This is a genomic window from Gracilimonas sp., assembly GCF_040218225.1.
GTDB lineage: Bacteria > Bacteroidota > Rhodothermia > Balneolales > Balneolaceae > Gracilimonas.
On record NZ_JAVJQO010000008.1, the window covers coordinates 207,718 to 226,740 of the forward strand.

The window sequence follows — 19,023 nt, forward strand, 5'->3', positions numbered from 1 at the left end:
GCATGAACTTTTTATTCATTCGCTGTTATTTCATCTTTTGGGATGAAATCCATGGCAGCAGAATTCATGCAATACCTTAAACCGGTAGGTTGGGGGCCATCATCAAAAACATGCCCAAGATGGCCGCCACAATTTGAACATACAATTTCAGTGCGTGTCATGAAGAGGCTATTATCCTCACGTTCACCTACAAGAGAATCTGCCAGGGGCTTCCAGAAACTCGGCCACCCCGTTCCGCTATCATACTTATGTTCAGAACTATACAGTTTTTGACCGCATCCTGCACAAACATATACGCCTTCCTGCTTATTATCGTCATATTCATTTACGTATGGAAGCTCTGTACCGCGATCACGGAGGATTCGATATTCTTTGGAGGTCAAAATTTCTTTCCATTCAGCCTCTGTTTTCTTGTAGGGGTAATCATCTTCAGGCATGGTATCCTGAGAAACAGCTATCATTTCCACTTTTCCAATATCCACGTGAGCATGGCTGGCTTTGGGGTTTTCAGTATTTACTATAAAAAGAGTAACAACGAAGATAGCTGCCAAAGCTGCTACATAAACTGCGTATTTCATAAAATCTAACATTAATTGGTTTGTCTGTGTTAAGCTTTAAAACAGTACGAACTTATTTTTAGTTTAGATTTGATGAAACTAATTTATCTTACTAAATAATTTAAAATACCACAGGATAGGTTAGGCCTTACCAATCAATATCCCAGTTGTCAAACTCATCTTTAAATTTAGGAATAGCTTTTTGTTTGAATAGTCTTATTCCAGCTGTAAATCCAACCCAAAATCGATAATCACGACCTTTCCATTCGGGCGACCATAAACTATACCAAGCATAATCCTCCGAACCGCTTACCCTTGAAATTTGAGCGTTAAATGTTGGCCCTCCATATAATGAAAAGCCACTACCAAAACGCTTACCAAGAAGGAATTTATAAGAGTAAATCAGATTTAATTTACGAGTCCATTCTTCCTCAAACTGATGAGTAACAGAAAATTCCTGGTTTACATACATAGATTCATTTTTCCAGTTCTGGAATGAATCATTTATGTTTTTCTCTAATCCGACTGCAAGTCCAATTCGATAAACATCACGGTCTAAAAGGGTGTTGTACCCAAAAATAGCGGAATTATAAACACGATAGGTACCGAGCGTTAAGCCAATATCGGTAAACCCGCCATCAGAAAACCTCACATCCATATTTTTTCTACCATTACCATAAAGGCTTACAAAACCGATTGGAACCCCTTCAAACTCTTTCGCAATATTAATTAATCCAATCTGTACACCCGTGGCTTTTTCTGAAAAGTTTAATAAGCTTGCAAATTGAACACCCTCTAAATTTTTGGCGATGTTAGCACCGCCAGAGAAAACTAATCCTTCAACATCATTGGCTATGTTTAATAGACCGGCAGCAAATAAGCCGCTAGCATTCTGTCTTGCTATGTTTACACCTCCGGCAGCCATTAAACCTTCAATATCACCAAAGGCTATGTTGGCAGCACCAGCAGCCTGCAAACCTGAAATATCAGATCCTGCAAAGTTCAGAACGCCTGCGGCTTGAAGTCCTTCAACATCTTCGCGGGCAATGTTAGCTACACCAGCAGCTTGCAGTCCTGAAATATCTCCCCATGCTGCATTAATAATCCCAGAACCTTGTAAACCTTCAATATCTCCCCGGGCGATATTACCAATTCCGGCAAATTGCAGTCCGCTTGAGTTGTCTCCAGCGATATTGAATAAGCCTGATCCCTGAATTCCTTCAAGATCATTACCTGAAATATTTGCAAGCCCGGAAAATTGCATGCCGGACATTTCATCTTTTGATAAGTTTATACCACCTGCAATATTAATACCTGCCATGTCACCACCGGTGGCATTAACCAGACCAGCTAACTGAAAACCATGAGCATAATATTTGTTGTAGTTAATGAGGCCGCCGATTTCACCGCCGTCTAGCCCGCCATGATACCCACCAAGGATTTTAATTGAATAACGGGCTGTATAGTCCGGAGCATTGGTCCAGTTTGTACTTAAAGGAGGGAAGAGGGTAACTCTCCACTTTCGATACTTTAGCCTATCATAATCAGTATTGTCCTGAGCAAAAGATTGATTCGTGGAAAATAACAGGCCTAAACAAAAAATTGAGAACAATAAAAGTCGCTGTATCATAATGATCGTGTAGAAGGATTTAATTTTGGAACTACTACGAAACAGCACTTAAAAAGTTTACTGCTTTTTAAAATTAAACGGCAGCAGGTTTTAAATTTTTAAATTGTTCATCCAGAGTTTCATTCCAGTAATGTACCTCATCTATTTTTCGAAGTAGTTCCTCATATTCGCCTTCAATATTTATGGATTCTATTTCATCTCCTGATGAAATTGCGTTAATAATTTTTTGATCTTCATCTGTTTCAACTTCTCCAAAAACTGCATGTTTACCGTCTAGCCATGGAGTTGGAACATGTGTTATAAAAAACTGGCTGCCATTTGTGTCAGGTCCGGCATTAGCCATTGATAACTTGCCCGGTTCATCATGAATAAGTTCATCATGAAACTCATCTTCGAAGCGGTAACCGGGGCCTCCGCGCCCGTCGCCATTCGGGCAGCCACCCTGTATCATAAAATCATTAATCACCCGGTGAAACTTTAGATTGTCGTAAAAACCCCGGGAAGCCAGATTAACAAAATTAGCAACAGTTCTTGGAGCTCTTTTTGAGAAAAGGTTAACGTTAATGGTTCCTTTGTTTGTTTTGATGGTTGCCTTAAGTGCCATGTATTTATTGTATTGAAAGTTTTAGAAAAAGAAAGTTCGAATCGAGTCCGGGGTTTTCGGTTCCGGTTTCTGCATTTGAAATATGATGAAATTTATATCCAAAGGATATCATTCCAAAAGAATTGAACCTGAAATTCGCACCCAGGGTTATATCGAAAGTAAAATTCAACTTTCTAGCATCATCGGTAGGAAAATTACTTTCCATGAAAATCATTCCACCTGTAGTTCTTACAAATGTCGTAAAAAGTTTTTGGGATGAATTCATAAGTGTAAATCCTATGGGTGACAAACCAAATCCTTTTCTTGAAACGATCCGATTGTTCTCATCTCTTTTAGGATAAGTGAAATGAATGTATGGAATAAGATCTGCTGTATACCAAAGAAGCTTATTACCATAGTATTTTTTTAATGGTTTTTGGATACCAATACCTAAAATCTGAGTTTGCGAATTCTCTGTTTTGCCCAGAAACCTTACAGATGAAAAAGAGTATCCACCCCAAAAAGAAAGACTTGTGTTGCTTACATTTGGAGTCTGAGAAAAACCTTTATGAGTAGGGACGCAAAAAAATAGAAGCAAAAAAAGTAAGAGAGATAGAACCTGGAACTTCAAAAAAGGCAGTGGGTAAAATTAAGATTTCTTTTTCTTACTCTTTCCTGAACCAATATAAGAGGCTATCCAAATTATAAGCCAGGCAATAACTAAGTAGTATTTACCAATATAAAGAAATATCCCAATTGTGAGCGCGTAAATTCCGTGATAGAATAGGGGAGGTGCATCCGTTTGATTTGCTTTCTTCTGAAGAGATGGCATAAAAAAAGTCAGCACTTTGCTCAATAGTAAGAGACCAGTGTATACCCATAAAACTACTTCCAGTATATTATTTGTATATACAGCAAAAACTGCTATCAGCAATAAAACAATAACATCTAAATAGGCATCTTTAAGCCAGGCCATATATACTTATTCCACCTGATCTTCAATAGGATTAAGGGATACTACTTCTTTGGCGTGCAATCCTTTATCGCCTTCATCTAAAAGAAATTCTACTTCTTCACCTCGCCGTAACTTCTTGAAGCCATCAGCCTGGATTTCAGAATAGTGAACAAATGCATCTTCTCCGGATTCCGTACTAATAAACCCATAACCTTTAGTGTTGTGGAACCACTTCACCGTACCCTTTTGCTTGTCAGACATATAATACCCGATTAACTTTAATATTTAACTCACAAGGAGTTATGCTCCCTATGATCGAACCTGAAAATAATTTTTGAGGATAATACAATCAATAGGAACTTGAATTTAAGTTATCGGATGTGAAATTCCTCAACCCAAATTGCAAAACCAGTATCATTATACCTTTCGGAGGTCGCTGTTGAAGTTTGATAATTAAAACCTTCGTCATGTTCAATATCAACTAACAGACCTTTAAGCTTGATAATGTGTCCATCGCGGAGTTGCTTTAATTGTTCTTCTATAGAGGCAGTAGATGGAATATAATGCCACAAGTCACTCTCCCTGTATATAGTAGATAACTCCAATGGAGGGCGTGTCAGATCTACGTCATAGTTTCGGTCATCTAACGTAAAGAATATGTAGTCGAGATTACGTTCATCAGAAAGCTGATTCCAACCCACAACAGCATCTACAGGGGAATAGCGAGAAAAACTGTCAAAGAAATATCGCTTTCTTTTTATGACTCGAACTTCTGCTTCTATTACCTTTTTGGGTACCAGGGTAGCTCCTTTGAATGAAAAGGGTTCCTGCCATGTCAGCCGCTTAATTTCAGGCTCATTATTTGCGGTAATACCAGGTCCATGATTTACAGGGAAATTGGTATACACTATGTAGCCTGCTGCTACAAAAACACAGAAAACTAAATACTTGACCATGCTGCTCCTTCCTTAATTCTTTTTGTTTACAAGAGTATACGTAACCCATCTGTGTTACAGATTTATTATAAATGATTAATATTTAAACAGATTGGAGAGTGGGATAAAGAAATATGGTGTAAGCCTAAGGTAACAGCGATTAAAAACTTAGTTCCTGATCTATTTAGTTTATATATCTAAATTATAGTTCAAAATTTAAAAAGCACTAGCCTTATTGACTGGAGGCCGGATATGTAAAAAGGGGGGCTATAAAAAAGCCTTACAGAATTCTGCAAGGCTTTATGAAGTACCAAAGGAGGGACTCGAACCCTCACTCCCGAAGGAACGCGATTTTGAGTCGCGCGCGTCTACCAATTCCGCCACTTTGGCAATTTCGAAGGTTTTCAAGATAAGGGTAGTAACGACTAAATAACAAAGCAGTTTTAATAATTATTTGTAGCCATCTGGATTCTCTGATTGCCATTTCCAGGAATCTCTGCACATTTCTTCAATCCCGCGTTTTGCTGTCCATCCAAGCTCTTGTTCCGCTTTGGAAGGATCGGCATAACAAGCAGCAATGTCTCCTGGCCTGCGTGCGGTGATTTTATAGGGAACTTCTTTGCCTGAGGCTTTTTCGAAGGCATTTACCATTTCTAGAACACTGGTTCCTTTGCCTGTACCGAGGTTATAAATTACCAGTCCGGGACTTGAGTTTAGTTTTTCCAGAGCTTTTAAATGACCAATGGCCAAATCTACCACATGAATATAATCCCTGACTCCGGTTCCGTCTGAGGTAGGGTAGTCGTCTCCGAAAATAGAGAGTTCCTTTAATTTACCCACCGCAACCTGTGAGACAAAGGGCATCAAGTTATTGGGTATGTCATTGGGATCTTCTCCAATCAATCCACTTTTATGTGCACCAACAGGGTTAAAATAACGGAGAAGAGCAATATTCCAGGAATTGTCAGCTTTGTATAGATCTTTCAGAATATATTCAATGAATAGTTTTGTTCGCCCGTAAGGGTTAGTGGCAGAGAGGGGAAAGTCCTCTGTAATAGGGACTTTATGGGGATCTCCATATACGGTAGCGGAAGATGAAAACACAATATTTCTCACCTCGTACTTTTTCATTAACTCGCACAGATAAAGAGTACTGGTGATATTGTTATCGTAGTACTGCAAGGGTTTTTGTACTGACTCACCTACTGCTTTATAGCCAGCAAAATGTATCACTGAATCAATATTATGCTGAGAGAAAATATCCTCCAGAGCATTTTTATTCAACAGATCCTCTTTATAAAAAGTGAGATCTTTACCAGTGATTTTTTTTACCCTTTTCAGAGATTCCTCACTGCTATTCGAGAGGTTATCGATTACTATTACTTGATGGCCTTCATTCAATAATTCCAAGACCGTGTGACTTCCAATGTAGCCGGCCCCGCCTGTTACTAATACATTCATTTGAAACAGCCTAAATTTTTTCTTCTAATTCTGTGATTACTTCTGAACAGATTTGCTGTACTTTGTTTGCTGAAGCTTCTAATTCTTCTTGCGGTTTCTCATCCCAGATAAGTGTTTTGGCATACTCGTATTCCTCGAGGATTTGCCCCAGTCCAAGCATTTGGGTTACAGGTTTAATTTTATGCCCTGCTTTCCTGAAATTAGTTTCATCACGATTAAGCAAAAACTTCTTATAGTGATCTGAAAACTCACTAAATGAAGAAATAGCTGCTTCCGCGAACTCTTTTATATACTTTTCCTCTCCATAGAGCATTTCTGAGAGGCCCGAAAAATCTACCAATTTATTATTTTTACTCAAGATATAAACTATTCGTTAACGGGTTCTTTAATATGGTGAGGCGTAGGTTTTCCAAATTCATCCAGGTGAACGAATACAATTTTATCGATACTGATGATGGTGTCTTTACTAAATTTATTTCTTACAACGCACTTTACGGTAATGGAAGTACGTCCGAATTTAACAGTTTCCATGCCAATCTCAATAACCTCACCCAGTTTGGCTGAATTCACGAAATTAATTTCAGACATATACTTGGTAACAATATTGCTTTTACCCAGCTGGCACAGAACATAAATGGCGGCTTCTTCATCAACCCAACTCAAAACGGAACCCCCAAAAAGCGTACCATGGGCATTCAGGTCTTGGGGCTTAATTAACTTTCGGCTAAAAAATCTCATTATATCTTCGTTCTTTATTACTACATTTAAAGATACAGGATATTGAATAAATGAAATAGTCTCTTTTGTACTTTCAAGAATTAAAAAGTTCTATTGGACAATCCGCAGAACTAATATTATTGTAACAAAAGGGCACAAGATTACTCTCTAAGTAAAAAGAATTGATTACGGCTTAGAAACACCATGAAAACAATCGCATTAACAAATCAGAAGGGCGGAGTTGGTAAAACAACCACAACAATTAATCTTGGGGCAGGGCTTGCAAAATTAGGCAAAAAGGTACTCCTCATAGACCTTGACCCTCAGGCTAATTTAACCTATTCCTTAAGAACACATTCACACCGGCTTGAAAAAACGATTTATCACGCTCTGCGTGGAGGCGTTAATGTGGATGATATCATTATTGAACATAACGGGTTTGACTTCATTCCCTCTTCATTAGAGTTATCTGGTGCAGAACTGGAATTAGCGAGTGAGCCAGCCAGGGAGAGTTTACTCAAGGATGTTATGAAGCAGCTTGAAGAAGATTATGACTACGATTATGTGTTGATCGACTGCCCTCCAAATCTCGGGTTATTAACTTTAAACGCATTTACGGCAGTTAAAGATATTTTCATCGTGCTTCAGTCAGAATATCTGGCATTGCATGGTCTTTCCAAATTGCTTGACTTAGTGAAAGTTGTACAGCAAAGATTGAATAACAAGCTTGAGGTTGGTGGTATTATTTGTACACTGTACGATAGCCGAAAAAATCTTAATAAAGAAGTAGTGGGGCATATTAAGGACTATTTTGGTCCGAAGGTGTTTAAGACCATTATTAGAGATAATGTTGCTCTTGCTGAAGCTCCAAGTCACCATAAAACGATATTTGAATACGATGGTAATAGTGCAGGGGCACAAGACTACTTTGCATTAGCCAAAGAAATAAAAAACGGCCACTAAACAATGAGTAAGAAAAAGAGCCTTGGGCACAATCCGCTTGCTTACAGCACGCGGAGGCATGCTTCTTTTGACTTTATTACTCCTTCTGAACCTCAGGAACAGGATAAGGAAGAAGTTTCTCAAAGAGAGGATTCCTCAGCCTCCAGGGTGAATAAAATTACTGCCAGCTATTACTTGGAAGAGCCTGTAGTAGAAAGTGTAAAGATGATAGCAGATGAAAAAGAGACCTCTTACTCAGCAGTGGTAAATGCTATTCTTAAAAGTTCAATTAGAGATCTTATCAATAGATAATTTCAGCTTTAAATCCTCTTCGGTTTTCTTATTATGTGCCCCAGATATAAGGCACTATGTTTAATACTTATCAGTCAAATTCATTACAAAAACTGGCAAATCATTTTTCCAGGGTTTTAAAACCGGATAATGATGATCCTCTGGTAAAACCGTGGATTATTGTTCAGAACAATGAAATCAAAGAGTGGTTATCTCTCCGGATTTCAGAAGAACATGGAATAGCGGGTAACTTTAGGTTTATTTTTCCATCTGAGTTTCAATGGACACTTTATCGGCTGTTTAAAGATGAGATACCGCAGGTGCTTCCCAGCGACCTAAATTCCATGCACTGGTTACTCTTCGAAGTGTTTTCATCTAATCCGGAGCTCCTTAAACAAATCCCTTTCTATAGCCCTGAAAACGATAATCCAAAAAAGAGATTTCAGTTATGTGGTCAGCTAGCAGATAACTTCGATCAATACCAGGTTTACCGGCCAGAAATGATGGAAAGCTGGCTTCAAAGAAAATTTGTTACAAAAGATCCAAATGAACGCTGGCAGCTTTTAATTTGGAATCAACTGAATGAATATTGGGTAAAACATAAAATATCTAAAGAATTACCAAGCCGGTCTAAGTCTTATTCTGAACTTATAGGGTGGGTAAATGACCCAAGTCACCCCATTTGGTCTGAGATACCTCAGAATCTGTATGTATTTGGTTTATCTCACCTCTCAGATCCTTTCTTAAAACTTGTAAGCCTTATTGGAGAGAGGAATAATGTGCATTTATTCACGCTTGAAAAGCCTGATTTTGGAGTAAATGAACGATTATCAAAGCTCATTGAGGACTGGAGTAAACCTAGAAAAGATCAGGATTTGCTCTTGAGAGAAACTTTAGAACAAAAGGAAATTCCTTTCGAATTACAGAAACTCGAACCAAATTCTGAACAGGCATTTCCTGATTTCAAGGTTCACTCTTGCCATAACCCTCGCCGCGAGGTGCAGGTGCTTAAGGATGAAATACTCAGATATCTGGATCATAACCCGGAAAGCAAGGCCAGTGATATTTTGGTTATGGTTCCGGATGCAGAAGCTTATTCAGGTATCTTAGAGACCACGTTTAGCGAAGAGGAAGGTGAGCCTTCATTACCGGTATCACGGACCTCAGTACAAAATTATCACTCTGCTGAGCATACATTGACCGAGCTGCTCGAATTGCTGTCATCCGCTTTTAAGACAAGTGCGGTACTGCAATTCCTGAATCATGAATCTATAAGGACAAAGTTTTCTTTTTCTGATTCCGATTTGGACTTATTGGAAGATTGGGTGCTCGAAAATCGAATTTACAGGGGAATTGGGGATGATTTTAATACAAAATATAGTTGGCAGAAAGGTTTAAATCAGATTCTGTCAGGTTTTAGCCTGGATCCAGAATCTCTGGATCTTTACAAGGATTTAGTGCCTTATGGCCGGATTTCATCTTCTGAGGAGGCTTTATTAACTGCCCGGTTTTCACATTTCATACACACTCTAAAAACAGCTGCTGAAGAGATTTCAGAAGAAAAGAAACCTTTAGAGTGGATAGAATTTTCCGTTCAACTGATCAGTGATTTTCTGGGTAATGAAGACAGCAATGATACTCAGGTTCGAAAAATCCGAATATTATTTAAAAAACTTAGAGAACAGATATCATTCACAGTTTCTGATAGAAAGGTTTCTTTTGGATTAATAAAGGAGTGGCTTATCGGACAGTTGTCTGCTCAGGATTCATCATCCGGACGATTCGGACAAGGAATTACCGTCAGTTCATACATTCCTTACCGGTCGGTTCCTTTCCGTTTCATAGCCATGTTGGGAATGAATGAGAGTGTTTTCCCAAGGAAAGCTATAAGACCCGAATTTGATCTTATTTATGCTGAGCCCAAGCCCGGGGACCGGATTATGAAAGAAGATGATACGTTCTTGTTTCTGGAGACTATTCAGGCAGCAAAGGATCATCTTCATATCAGTTACAGGGGGCAGGACCAACATTCTGATTCCATTCGCCTGCCATCTATTCTTGTGCAGCAACTTTTGGATGCGTTTTATGATTCACCCGAAAAGGGCATACTTAAACATAGCTTGCACCCATTTAATAAGCGATATTTCAAAAATGATGATATTCGGTCGTACTCTGGTGTAAACAGCCAGCTTTCTGAAAGAATGCTAAGTGGCAAAGGTACTAAACAATCTGGATTTATTGATTCTAAACTAACATCCATTAAAAGTGAAAAACTTGACCAGATACATATTTCAGACTTAATATATTTTTTCACTCATCCATCTAAATACATATTACAGAATGGGTTTAGTATTTCAAACTATAGTAGTTTTAAAGAGATTGTTGACCGGGAATCGTTCAAGCTTGATAGTTTAGATCGGTATAAATTAGACGACTTGCTTTTTGAGGCCTTGCGAAAAGAAGAATCTGCTGATAAAGTCATGAAATATGCGACTGCTTCTGCAATGATACCTGAATCCTTGCAAGGAAGTAAAGCCTTTGTCAAGGAGAAAGAAAGTATTTCGGCTTTTGTTGAGTTACTGAAAACCTATACAAAAGCAGAGGAGCATAGTGAAGAGATTTCTATTGAAGTAGCTGGTATTCAATTATATGGTACTATTCATGGATTATATGATAACTTGCTTGTCACTTATCGGGTAGGGCGACGAAGGGCTGACCATGAGGTTGGGCATTGGCTTAAGCATCTTTTATTGTTAGAAAGCGGATATGATATCCAGAAAAGCCTTTATCTCTCAAAAGAGGGTTCAGAAATAGATGTATTTGAAATCTCATCTTCAGATATACCTAAAGATACTATTACAAAATATATGAATTGGTTCCTGGATGATAATTCAGTAATGGAGAAAGTGGCCTTCTTTCCTCAATCTTCAAAAGCATATGCAGAGGCTATTTTTGAAGGAAAAGAAGTGGAAGAGGCTATAAAGAAAGCAAATTCAAAATGGGAAATAACCCCACATAAATCATTCGCTGAAGAAACTGACTATAATAACGCTCTTGTTTGGCGAGGCTGTAACCCTATTGAAAGCGCCGCTTTTAAAGAAAATGCCATGAGATTTTGGGAGCCCTTTCTATGGACGCAAAAAAAGGATCAGGGATGAGTCAGCCTTTGAACGTGTTTGAAGTTCCTTTGAGTGGTATTAGCCTGGTAGAAGCCAGTGCCGGTACAGGTAAAACATATAACATTACCTCATTATATGTGCGGGCCATCTTGGAAAAAGGGCTTGATCCGTCTCAGATCTTGGTTATGACTTATACGGAAGCTGCGACAGCAGAATTGAAGTTTAGGTTGCGGAACAGGCTTAAGGAATCCTTACAGGCAATAATTAACACGGATAAAGCGGATGATAACTTCCTCCAAACGCTTATAAATCAGAATTATGACAATGCAGCGGATAAGTTAAAAGCTGCAATAGATCATTTTGATGAAGCAGCGGTATTTACAATTCATGGTTTTTGTAGTCGCATGCTCTCCGAATACAGCCTTCAGTTTGGTGTTTCTCCCAATTTTGAACTGCTTACCGATCAATCAGAATTACTGCAGGATTGTGTAGATGAGTACTGGCGTTCTTTTATAAGGTCTGCAGATTCGGATGAATACAATCACCTTTTGCTGGATTATCTTACAGATGAAGGTTTTGGTCCGGATGAGTTAAAGTCTGTTGTAAATGAAATACTTAGCCACCCTGGATCAAAGGTTATACCTGACAATTATGATCAAAAAAGGTTATATAAGCTTCTTGATCAATTTCAATCTAAATTCGAGGACGTGCTTGGATATTGGGAGCAGGAAGGAGAAGAGCTTGAAGCAATTTATAGGGGTGATGACTTAAACAGGGGTGTTTATAGGAAGAGTTCAGAAGAAAGTGACTGGGCTATTTTTCAGGATTGGCTAAATAATGATAAAGCAAAGATCTGGTATTCTGATCGTCTTGAAAAGTTTGGTACAAAACTGAGTAAATCTGGGAAGAAGTCAGCACCCGAAATCCAGGAATTAAACATATTACAGGCTATTGATGAGTATATGTCTCTTGCCGATGAACTGAAGAGACTTAAAATTGTATTTGTACAGGAATCAATAGATCAAATAAGACAAAAGTTAAAATTCCAAAAAGAAAAAGATAATCTACTATCATACAATGATTTACTGGAATCAGTGGAAGAAGGTCTTAGGAATGATGCATCGGGTAAAATAGCAGAACGACTGAGTCAAAAGTATCCGCTTGCTTTGGTAGATGAGTTCCAGGATACGGACCCTACTCAGTATGGAATCTTCCGTCAGATTTATCATGGGAGACAAAATACAGCTCTGTTTATGATTGGAGATCCCAAGCAGGCAATCTATGGCTTTCGGGGGGCTGATATATTTACTTATCTGACAGCGAAAGATGATTCCGATGAATCACAATCATACACGTTAAGCGAAAATTATCGTTCTAACAGCTTGATGATAAAGGGTGTTAATGAGTTATTTGAACAATCATCTTCTCCTTTTCTAATTGAAGGCCTCTCGTTTCAATCAGCTCAGTTTCCTTCCGAAAAAGAAGACAAATCTTATTTGAGGATAAAAAATGGTGAAGTCAGAACACCACTTCAGGCAATCGTTTTAGATAATGAGGAATATACTTCCAAGAATAAGCTTAGTGACGATATATATGCTTCAGTTTGTAATGAAGTTATCGAATTATTGTCGGGCGACTATACTATTGATGGTGGGAAGGTTCAGGAAAGGGATATAGCCATTCTTATCAGGAAGGGATATCAGGGAGAAGAAATACAGCAAAAATTACGTGAAAAGGGACTAAAGAGCGTGTTAAAGTCTCGTAGCAGTGTTTTTTCAACCCGTGAAGCGGATGAACTATTCCTCGTACTCAAATCGATACAAAAGGTAAGTAATGAAGCGGGAGTCAGGGCTGCTTTAGCAACAGAACTCTTAGGCTTTACAGCAGTGGATATTCAAGAACTGCTGGATGATGAACAATCCTGGTCAGTTATTATCCAAAAATTTGTAAACCTGAGAGAACTTTGGGAAAATCAGGGCATTGAACCTGCTATTGAAAAGCTTTTCCGTATGTTTGATATACAAGAAAGACTTTCGGCTTATACCGATGCAGAAAGAAGAATTACAAACCTGGTTCACCTGTCGGAGTTATTGGGTAATGCTCAAAGAGATCAACACGTACAAGGAAAGTCTTTACTCAAATGGTATTACCAAAAACAACAGGATGACACCGCCGATTCTGATGCTGAACAATTACGGCTGGAGAGTGATGAAGATTTAATTCAGATTTCAACAATACATGCTTCAAAAGGACTTCAATATCCAATCGTTATCTGTCCTTTTTTGTGGGATTCCGGAGCTGATATTAAAAAAAGTGACATTCTGAAGTTTCATCAGAACGGGATTAATTACATAGATATTAGCCAGGCAATTCCTCACCCTGATCGGGAAGACTATGAACAGTTGACCAGAAAACAAGAAATGGCTGAAGAAGTCAGGCTTACCTATGTAGCTTTAACTCGTGCTGTAGCAGCCAGCTTCGTATTTGTGCCCAATTATAATAAGATTGAGACATCACCTTTATCTTCCATATTGCAAGGCTTGGGAGGTAATTCAGCTGATTTTATCACTATGAAGTCTATTCTGGAAAAGTGCAATCAAATAGAAGTCAGGCCGTCAGTTGGAGCTCGTAGCAGTAAAAGAGATACTGAATCAGGAAATATGTCAAATCTTAAAGCTGCTGATTTTCAAAGAAAAGACATATTTCAGTTCCCAAGAATGTTGAGTTACTCATCACTTGCAGAGGGAGGAAAGCATCCAGGTACAGCCCATGATTATGACGAGATATACAATGCTGAGAATAAAGCGCCACTTACTATCGATAAGTATGGGTTTCCACGGGGAGCAAATGCAGGAACCTGTTTACATAATATTTTTGAAGATATCTCATTCGAGTCTCCTCAAAACCTGGAGCAGGCAGTAGATGAAAATCTGGATTATTATGGATTTGAAGAATTGTGGAATAAGCCTGTTCAAAAGTGGATCAGAGACACCCTTAATATGGATTTAGGAAAACCCCGCCTCAGTCTGTCATCTATTAAGGATTCTGATGTTCTTAAAGAGATGGAATTCTTTTTTCCTGTAGATAATCTTAAGCCTGAGGAATTATGGAAGCTAATCAGAGGTGAAGGAATAGAAACTTCTAATATTGAACAGGCCTCAGGATTTCTGAAGGGATTTATAGATCTGATTTTTCGCGTTGGGGATCAATATTTTATTCTGGATTATAAATCAAACTATCTCGGAGATACTCAGGCTGATTATTCACCAGATAAACTTGATCAGGCTATGAAGGATGCTGGCTACGATCTCCAGTATCATATTTATACAGTGGCTCTTCACCGGTTTCTGCAAAAAAGGATAAAGGGTTACGAGTACAATGAAAACTTCGGAGGAGTTCTATATCTCTTTTTACGAGGAGTTGAACAGAATAAACCAGGAAGCGGAGTTTTCTTTGATAAACCAGACTTTGGGTTGATAAACCAGCTGGATGACTATTTTAATCAGGGAGGTGGTCGGCCATGAATGTACTTGATTACCTAGAAAAGCTTTTATCAGAAGAGATCATATCGATCCTGGAATTAGAATTCGTTCGCTTTTTAAAAAACATAAGCAGTGAAGAAAATGATCAGGTACTTCTGGCGGCAGCGGCCTGTATTTTTGCTCAGCAAAACGGGCATGTGTGTTTAGACTTTAGTGAATGGAATGACGAGTATTTGTTTGGAGACTCAAAATCAGAGATTCAATTAACAGACTCTTTAAAAGATACATGGCGAAAAGAGTTAGAAAAAAGCAGTTTGGTAAGTCCAGGGGAAGAGTTACAGCCACTGGTATTGGAAGGTGATAGGCTATATCTGCACCGCTTTTGGAAGTATGAGGAAGAGTTATGCAACTGGCTTAAGCAGAAGTCATCACCAAGTTACGAACTTAAAGAAGATCAGGTTGAGGCTATTCAATCGGTGTTACCACCCGCTAAAGATCTTTTCGAGATAAACTGGCAGCACGTTGCGGTTCAACTCAGTTTCTTAAAAGATTTGATTGTCATTTCCGGTGGGCCGGGGACAGGTAAGACATTCACTGTTTTGAATATTATTTTAGCTCATGTAAAGGTCCATTCAAAGCAAGAACTTCGGATAGCACTTTCAGCCCCGACTGGGAAGGCTGCTCGCAGGTTGGCCGAATCGATAGAAAGTGGAAAGAAAAATCTAAGTCAAGAGGTTCTTTCGGATATCGATATCCCCGATACAGCTATGACTGTTCACAAATTACTCGGTTCTGATTTCAGAGGAAGTACTTTTAAATTTAATGAAGAAAACCACCTTCCTTATGACTTGATAGTAGTAGATGAAGCTTCAATGCTGGATATCAATATGTGGGTAAGGCTGACAAGAGCTATAGGGCCAAAAACAAAATTGATAGTTCTCGGAGATAAAGATCAGCTTGCTTCAGTTGAAGCGGGGTCAATTCTTGGAGATGTATGCGGTGGTGATAATTCCTTTTCTGGTTCTGTCGCAAAATCCATTCAAAAGATACAGGGGGTAGATATCCCTGTTAGTGATTCCCTGCCACTGATTAACGACTGTATAATATTTTTAACCAAAAGTTTTCGTTTCGGGAGTAATAGTGGTATTCAGAAGTTCGCTGAAGCTGTAAATGAGTCAAATGCTGATAAGGCAATATCAGTTCTGAAGAATCCGGAGCTAAAAGGACTTTATTGGGTTGAACCGGACAGTGAAAGAATTGAAGAGGTACTAAAAAATTACGCTCTGCTGCATTACCAGGAATATAGTAAGCAGTCAGAGCAAAAAAGATTAGATGCATCAAACAAGAAAAAAATCCTCTGTGCGCTCAGGAGAGGGCCTTTTGGAGTAGAATATGTTAATGAGAGAGCTGAGCTTTTAATACGGAGAGATCAGGGTATATTGGGATCTCAGGAATGGTATGAAGGGCGAATTGTGATGGCTACAAAAAACGATTCAATACTAAAAATCAGGAATGGTGAGATTGGTATCTACCAAGATAAAAAAGAGATTGTGCAATTTGAAGGGGAGCAAACGGCTGAAGTATCTAAAGCCCGACTGAAAGATTATGAACCCGCTTATGCTATAACTATTCATAAAAGCCAGGGTTCTGAGTTCAATGAAGTGGCAATAATATTTCCAAATCAAATAAATACAATACTTTCGAAAGAGATTCTTTATACAGCTGTAACAAGAGCAAGGCTGAGCACTCTTATCATTGTTAAAGAAAACATTCTTAGAAAGATAATAGGACGTTCCGTTTCAAGAAAAAGTGGTATAAAACAAAAAATTTGGGGTTAGCCTTAAATTTACTTCGTTAAATCTCGGAACATATCCACAGTAAAAAAGCTACAATGCAATTAAGCATAGTAGCCTTCAATGTTTTGTACCCCAAAAAGCCAACGTATCAGGGGGGAGCGGTTGATAGCCGTTTCCCCTTATTTCTTTCCTCAATATCTGAATAGATTTGTTTAAATACCCTTAGAGATTCTTAATCGGGATTAAAGAATTCTTAATATTGACGTACCTACGATTTATTAACCCTTTCAGGTGTTTAGAATTAATTAATGGAACAATGTATTCAGCTATGTATTTAAGATTGTGAACGTTAATCAAGAGAATTTAAAATGTTTACGACAAAGTCGATAAAACTATCATTAATAATATTAACTACAGCACTAGTGGCTTTGGGTTGTTCTACCAACTCATCAAATAACCAAAGTGCCACTATCGAAGGTTCAGTCGAAGCTGAATCTGCAAAACAGAAAGCATCTAATACTTTAGTAGAAGGCGCAGTAGTAACTGCTGCACGGGTAACATCAGAGGGTTCAATAGAAACTATTGATGGTACCGAAACTGAGACTAATGCTTCAGGTAATTTTATGTTGGAGGTAGATGTAGAATCTGCTGAAAATATCATAATAGTAGCAGAGAAAGAGGGAAATGAATGGAGGGGTTTTCTTTCCAGTCATGTCGAAAACGGAAGTTCCTTTACTTTGAAACCTATTAATATGGAATCTACAGCAGAATCTTCAGTTTTTGCTGAAGTGGTATCATCTGGTAATGCTGAAATCGTTCAGAAGTCAGATATCGAAGCTGTTATAACCAGTAATGTGGCCTCAGAGATTGAGTCCGGACTTACTTCTTCAACACAAATAGCTGCAGCTCTTTCAAACTCAGCTAAAGCTCGTGTAGAATTTTACAGCGAGATGCTACAGGAGAGCTCCGAAGAATCACTCGAACAGACTTATAATCTTTTAGCAGAGGCTCAATTCCGGTTAGAATCTGAGTTAGCTTCTTCTTCAAGTGAGGAAGCTCGTTCAGAAGCATATGATGTATTCATAGAATCATCTATAAATGCCTATTTAGATGCAGGATTAGATGCATCAGCTACTGCTGAAGCTCTGGAAATGTGGGGTCGTATTACTGTAAACAGCATGACTACGGTTTCTTCTGAGATCGAAAATGATGTTAGAGCACAAGCTTCTTTGCTTGTTGCAACAGCTATTGATTTAGCAGTTCAGGCAGAAGCTGAAGCAACTGAAATGTCACAAAATTCCAGGCAGGCAATTATAGATGCCGGTGTTGAACTGAGGTCTGACATTGAAGCAAGTACGGGAGTAGCAAGTGAAATAGAAGCTGCTTTTGAAGCTTATCGTGACGATGTGAGAAATACCATGGAGAGCGATACAGCATTTGAAGCTACAGTCATAATAGATATTGATGGCGAAATCAATTCTAACAATGGCGCCAAATCAACATTTAGCAGTTCCATTTCTGGTATTCTAAATGCAAGTGCAGTATTTGATGTGTATGAAACATTCTTCACTAATATTCAGGGAACCGTAGAAAGTAACCTGGAAGGAAGCAGCGATTCCGAAATAGAAGCTGTAACTCGAATTATGATTCTTATTAATCTAGCTTCATAATTTTAACTAATTCGCTTAATAAAAAAACCCGGCACAGAAGTGTGTCGGGTTTTTCTTTTTTTAAAAAGGTTGTGCGTTAATTAGAGTTGGCCGGTTGTTTAACTTCAAGCAGTTCTACCTTGAATAACAAAGTTTCGTTTGGTCCTATTGGACTTCCCTGAGGTGGCCTGTTTCCATAGGCGAGTTCTGCAGGGATGCAAAACTCATAGGTAGCACCTTCTTTCATGAGTTGGACACCTTCGGTCCAGCCAGGGATTACACGATTAAGCGGGAACTCAGCAGGCTGACCTCTGTCATAAGAACTGTCAAACACTTCTCCATCCAGTAACTTCCCTTCATAATGAACCCGAACGGTGCTTTGTGCTGTAGGAGAGTCTCCATCACCTTCTTCAAGTACTTTATACTGCAGCCCTGACTCGGTTTCTTGAACACCTTCTTTGGTAAGGTTTTCTTCAAGATATGCTTTTCCAGCTTCCAGGTTTTCCTGGCTTCTCATTTCAGTAAGTTCTTGAAGGTAGCTGTTCGTAACGGAACGAATTTGTTCCTGAGTCAGCAGTCCGTCTTCTGATGAAAGTCCGGCATTGATACCGGCATTGTAATTATTCATTTCCAGTTCGTCGATACCTTCGCGGCTTAAAAACATCCCATTCTGATAACCGAGTGCGTAACTGACACTGTCAAGTTTAGTGCTCAGGTCAGCTTCGGAAGATCCTGACCCCATTTTTGACTGGTTACAAGCTGAAACGAACAGCATGGCGCTCAAAAGAGAACTGAAAAATAGTTTATTAAATCTCATAGTTAGGTTTTGATGATTAGAATTATAAAGTTCTATTTCTTTAATCATTATAAAATAGGGCAAATCACAGCAAAGTGGAATAAATAATC

17 protein-coding genes and 1 tRNA gene are annotated in these 19,023 nt (G+C 38.7%); 6 read left to right on the forward strand and 12 right to left on the reverse strand.

All coding sequences use genetic code 11. The features are described from left to right. Nucleotides 1-11: 11 nt before the first annotated feature. From msrB to RIB15_RS12240, 11 genes are all read right to left on the reverse strand, one after another. On the reverse strand, nucleotides 12-578 hold the full coding sequence (msrB, locus tag RIB15_RS12190) for a peptide-methionine (R)-S-oxide reductase MsrB (RefSeq protein ID WP_350202438.1): 567 nt from the start codon (nucleotides 576-578) through the stop codon (nucleotides 12-14). Between the two features lie 127 nt (nucleotides 579-705). Continuing rightward, the gene (locus RIB15_RS12195) at nucleotides 706-2,187 is read right to left on the reverse strand and encodes a hypothetical protein (protein ID WP_350202439.1); all 1,482 of its coding nucleotides are present in this window, start codon (nucleotides 2,185-2,187) and stop codon (nucleotides 706-708) included. Between the two features lie 73 nt (nucleotides 2,188-2,260). Continuing rightward, nucleotides 2,261-2,791: a peptidylprolyl isomerase gene (locus RIB15_RS12200; RefSeq protein ID WP_350202440.1), complete on the reverse strand. Its 531-nt coding sequence runs from the start codon at nucleotides 2,789-2,791 to the stop codon at nucleotides 2,261-2,263. A gap of 4 nt (nucleotides 2,792-2,795) precedes the next feature. Then, nucleotides 2,796-3,368 (reverse strand): acyloxyacyl hydrolase, encoded by a 573-nt coding sequence (locus RIB15_RS12205; RefSeq protein WP_350202441.1) that lies wholly within the window; start codon nucleotides 3,366-3,368, stop codon nucleotides 2,796-2,798. A 51-nt stretch (nucleotides 3,369-3,419) separates the two neighbouring features. Continuing rightward, on the reverse strand, nucleotides 3,420-3,746 hold the full coding sequence (locus RIB15_RS12210; protein ID WP_350202442.1) for a hypothetical protein: 327 nt from the start codon (nucleotides 3,744-3,746) through the stop codon (nucleotides 3,420-3,422). A gap of 6 nt (nucleotides 3,747-3,752) precedes the next feature. Continuing rightward, nucleotides 3,753-3,986: a cold-shock protein gene (locus tag RIB15_RS12215; RefSeq protein WP_350202443.1), complete on the reverse strand. Its 234-nt coding sequence runs from the start codon at nucleotides 3,984-3,986 to the stop codon at nucleotides 3,753-3,755. 110 nt (nucleotides 3,987-4,096) lie between these two features. Beyond that, nucleotides 4,097-4,681 carry a hypothetical protein gene (locus RIB15_RS12220; protein WP_350202444.1) on the reverse strand — a complete coding sequence of 195 codons (585 nt, stop codon included), beginning with the start codon at nucleotides 4,679-4,681 and terminating at the stop codon, nucleotides 4,097-4,099. Nucleotides 4,682-4,968: 287 nt separating this feature from the next. After that, nucleotides 4,969-5,050: transfer RNA gene (locus RIB15_RS12225), tRNA-Leu, on the reverse strand. 60 nt (nucleotides 5,051-5,110) lie between these two features. After that, entirely contained in the window at nucleotides 5,111-6,121 is a 1,011-nt protein-coding gene (gene galE / locus RIB15_RS12230) for a UDP-glucose 4-epimerase GalE (RefSeq protein WP_350202445.1), read from the reverse strand. A gap of 10 nt (nucleotides 6,122-6,131) precedes the next feature. Continuing rightward, nucleotides 6,132-6,479, reverse strand: coding sequence for a taurine dioxygenase (locus tag RIB15_RS12235; RefSeq protein WP_350202446.1), 348 nt, complete (start codon nucleotides 6,477-6,479; stop codon nucleotides 6,132-6,134). An 8-nt stretch (nucleotides 6,480-6,487) separates the two neighbouring features. Further along, the gene (locus RIB15_RS12240) at nucleotides 6,488-6,859 is read right to left on the reverse strand and encodes an acyl-CoA thioesterase (RefSeq protein WP_350202447.1); all 372 of its coding nucleotides are present in this window, start codon (nucleotides 6,857-6,859) and stop codon (nucleotides 6,488-6,490) included. A gap of 183 nt (nucleotides 6,860-7,042) precedes the next feature. Between RIB15_RS12240 and RIB15_RS12245 the strand changes: the two genes are divergently transcribed. From RIB15_RS12245 to RIB15_RS12270, 6 genes are all read left to right on the forward strand, one after another. After that, on the forward strand, nucleotides 7,043-7,801 hold the full coding sequence (locus RIB15_RS12245) for a ParA family protein (RefSeq protein ID WP_350202448.1): 759 nt from the start codon (nucleotides 7,043-7,045) through the stop codon (nucleotides 7,799-7,801). 3 nt (nucleotides 7,802-7,804) lie between these two features. Further along, on the forward strand, nucleotides 7,805-8,092 hold the full coding sequence (locus tag RIB15_RS12250) for a hypothetical protein (RefSeq protein WP_350202449.1): 288 nt from the start codon (nucleotides 7,805-7,807) through the stop codon (nucleotides 8,090-8,092). A 56-nt stretch (nucleotides 8,093-8,148) separates the two neighbouring features. Continuing rightward, on the forward strand, nucleotides 8,149-11,229 hold the full coding sequence (locus RIB15_RS12255) for an exodeoxyribonuclease V subunit gamma (protein WP_350202450.1): 3,081 nt from the start codon (nucleotides 8,149-8,151) through the stop codon (nucleotides 11,227-11,229). Further along, on the forward strand, nucleotides 11,202-14,714 hold the full coding sequence (gene recB / locus RIB15_RS12260; protein WP_350202451.1) for an exodeoxyribonuclease V subunit beta: 3,513 nt from the start codon (nucleotides 11,202-11,204) through the stop codon (nucleotides 14,712-14,714). The genes RIB15_RS12255 and recB overlap by 28 nt, the downstream gene beginning before the upstream one ends. Next, nucleotides 14,711-16,510, forward strand: a complete 1,800-nt coding sequence (gene recD / locus RIB15_RS12265) for an exodeoxyribonuclease V subunit alpha (RefSeq protein ID WP_350202452.1) — start codon at nucleotides 14,711-14,713, stop codon at nucleotides 16,508-16,510. The genes recB and recD overlap by 4 nt, the downstream gene beginning before the upstream one ends. Before the next feature lie 326 nt (nucleotides 16,511-16,836). Then, on the forward strand, nucleotides 16,837-18,138 hold the full coding sequence (locus RIB15_RS12270) for a hypothetical protein (RefSeq protein ID WP_350202453.1): 1,302 nt from the start codon (nucleotides 16,837-16,839) through the stop codon (nucleotides 18,136-18,138). A gap of 76 nt (nucleotides 18,139-18,214) precedes the next feature. Here the strand turns inward: RIB15_RS12270 and RIB15_RS12275 are convergent, their stop codons facing one another. Next, the gene (locus RIB15_RS12275) at nucleotides 18,215-18,934 is read right to left on the reverse strand and encodes an FKBP-type peptidyl-prolyl cis-trans isomerase (RefSeq protein WP_350202454.1); all 720 of its coding nucleotides are present in this window, start codon (nucleotides 18,932-18,934) and stop codon (nucleotides 18,215-18,217) included. Nucleotides 18,935-19,023: the final 89 nt, after the last annotated feature.

Coding starts and splice junctions, on each gene's coding strand:
- msrB (WP_350202438.1), bottom strand. CDS start 578: ATGAAATACGCAGTTTATGTAGCAGCTTTGGCAGCTATCTTCGTTGTT.
- recD (WP_350202452.1), top strand. CDS start 14,711: ATGAATGTACTTGATTACCTAGAAAAGCTTTTATCAGAAGAGATCATA.
- RIB15_RS12270 (WP_350202453.1), top strand. CDS start 16,837: ATGTTTACGACAAAGTCGATAAAACTATCATTAATAATATTAACTACA.
- RIB15_RS12240 (WP_350202447.1), bottom strand. CDS start 6,859: ATGAGATTTTTTAGCCGAAAGTTAATTAAGCCCCAAGACCTGAATGCC.
- RIB15_RS12275 (WP_350202454.1), bottom strand. CDS start 18,934: ATGAGATTTAATAAACTATTTTTCAGTTCTCTTTTGAGCGCCATGCTG.
- recB (WP_350202451.1), top strand. CDS start 11,202: ATGGACGCAAAAAAAGGATCAGGGATGAGTCAGCCTTTGAACGTGTTT.
- RIB15_RS12200 (WP_350202440.1), bottom strand. CDS start 2,791: ATGGCACTTAAGGCAACCATCAAAACAAACAAAGGAACCATTAACGTT.
- RIB15_RS12220 (WP_350202444.1), bottom strand. CDS start 4,681: ATGGTCAAGTATTTAGTTTTCTGTGTTTTTGTAGCAGCAGGCTACATA.
- RIB15_RS12245 (WP_350202448.1), top strand. CDS start 7,043: ATGAAAACAATCGCATTAACAAATCAGAAGGGCGGAGTTGGTAAAACA.
- RIB15_RS12210 (WP_350202442.1), bottom strand. CDS start 3,746: ATGGCCTGGCTTAAAGATGCCTATTTAGATGTTATTGTTTTATTGCTG.
- RIB15_RS12255 (WP_350202450.1), top strand. CDS start 8,149: ATGTTTAATACTTATCAGTCAAATTCATTACAAAAACTGGCAAATCAT.
- RIB15_RS12250 (WP_350202449.1), top strand. CDS start 7,805: ATGAGTAAGAAAAAGAGCCTTGGGCACAATCCGCTTGCTTACAGCACG.
- galE (WP_350202445.1), bottom strand. CDS start 6,121: ATGAATGTATTAGTAACAGGCGGGGCCGGCTACATTGGAAGTCACACG.
- RIB15_RS12215 (WP_350202443.1), bottom strand. CDS start 3,986: ATGTCTGACAAGCAAAAGGGTACGGTGAAGTGGTTCCACAACACTAAA.
- RIB15_RS12195 (WP_350202439.1), bottom strand. CDS start 2,187: ATGATACAGCGACTTTTATTGTTCTCAATTTTTTGTTTAGGCCTGTTA.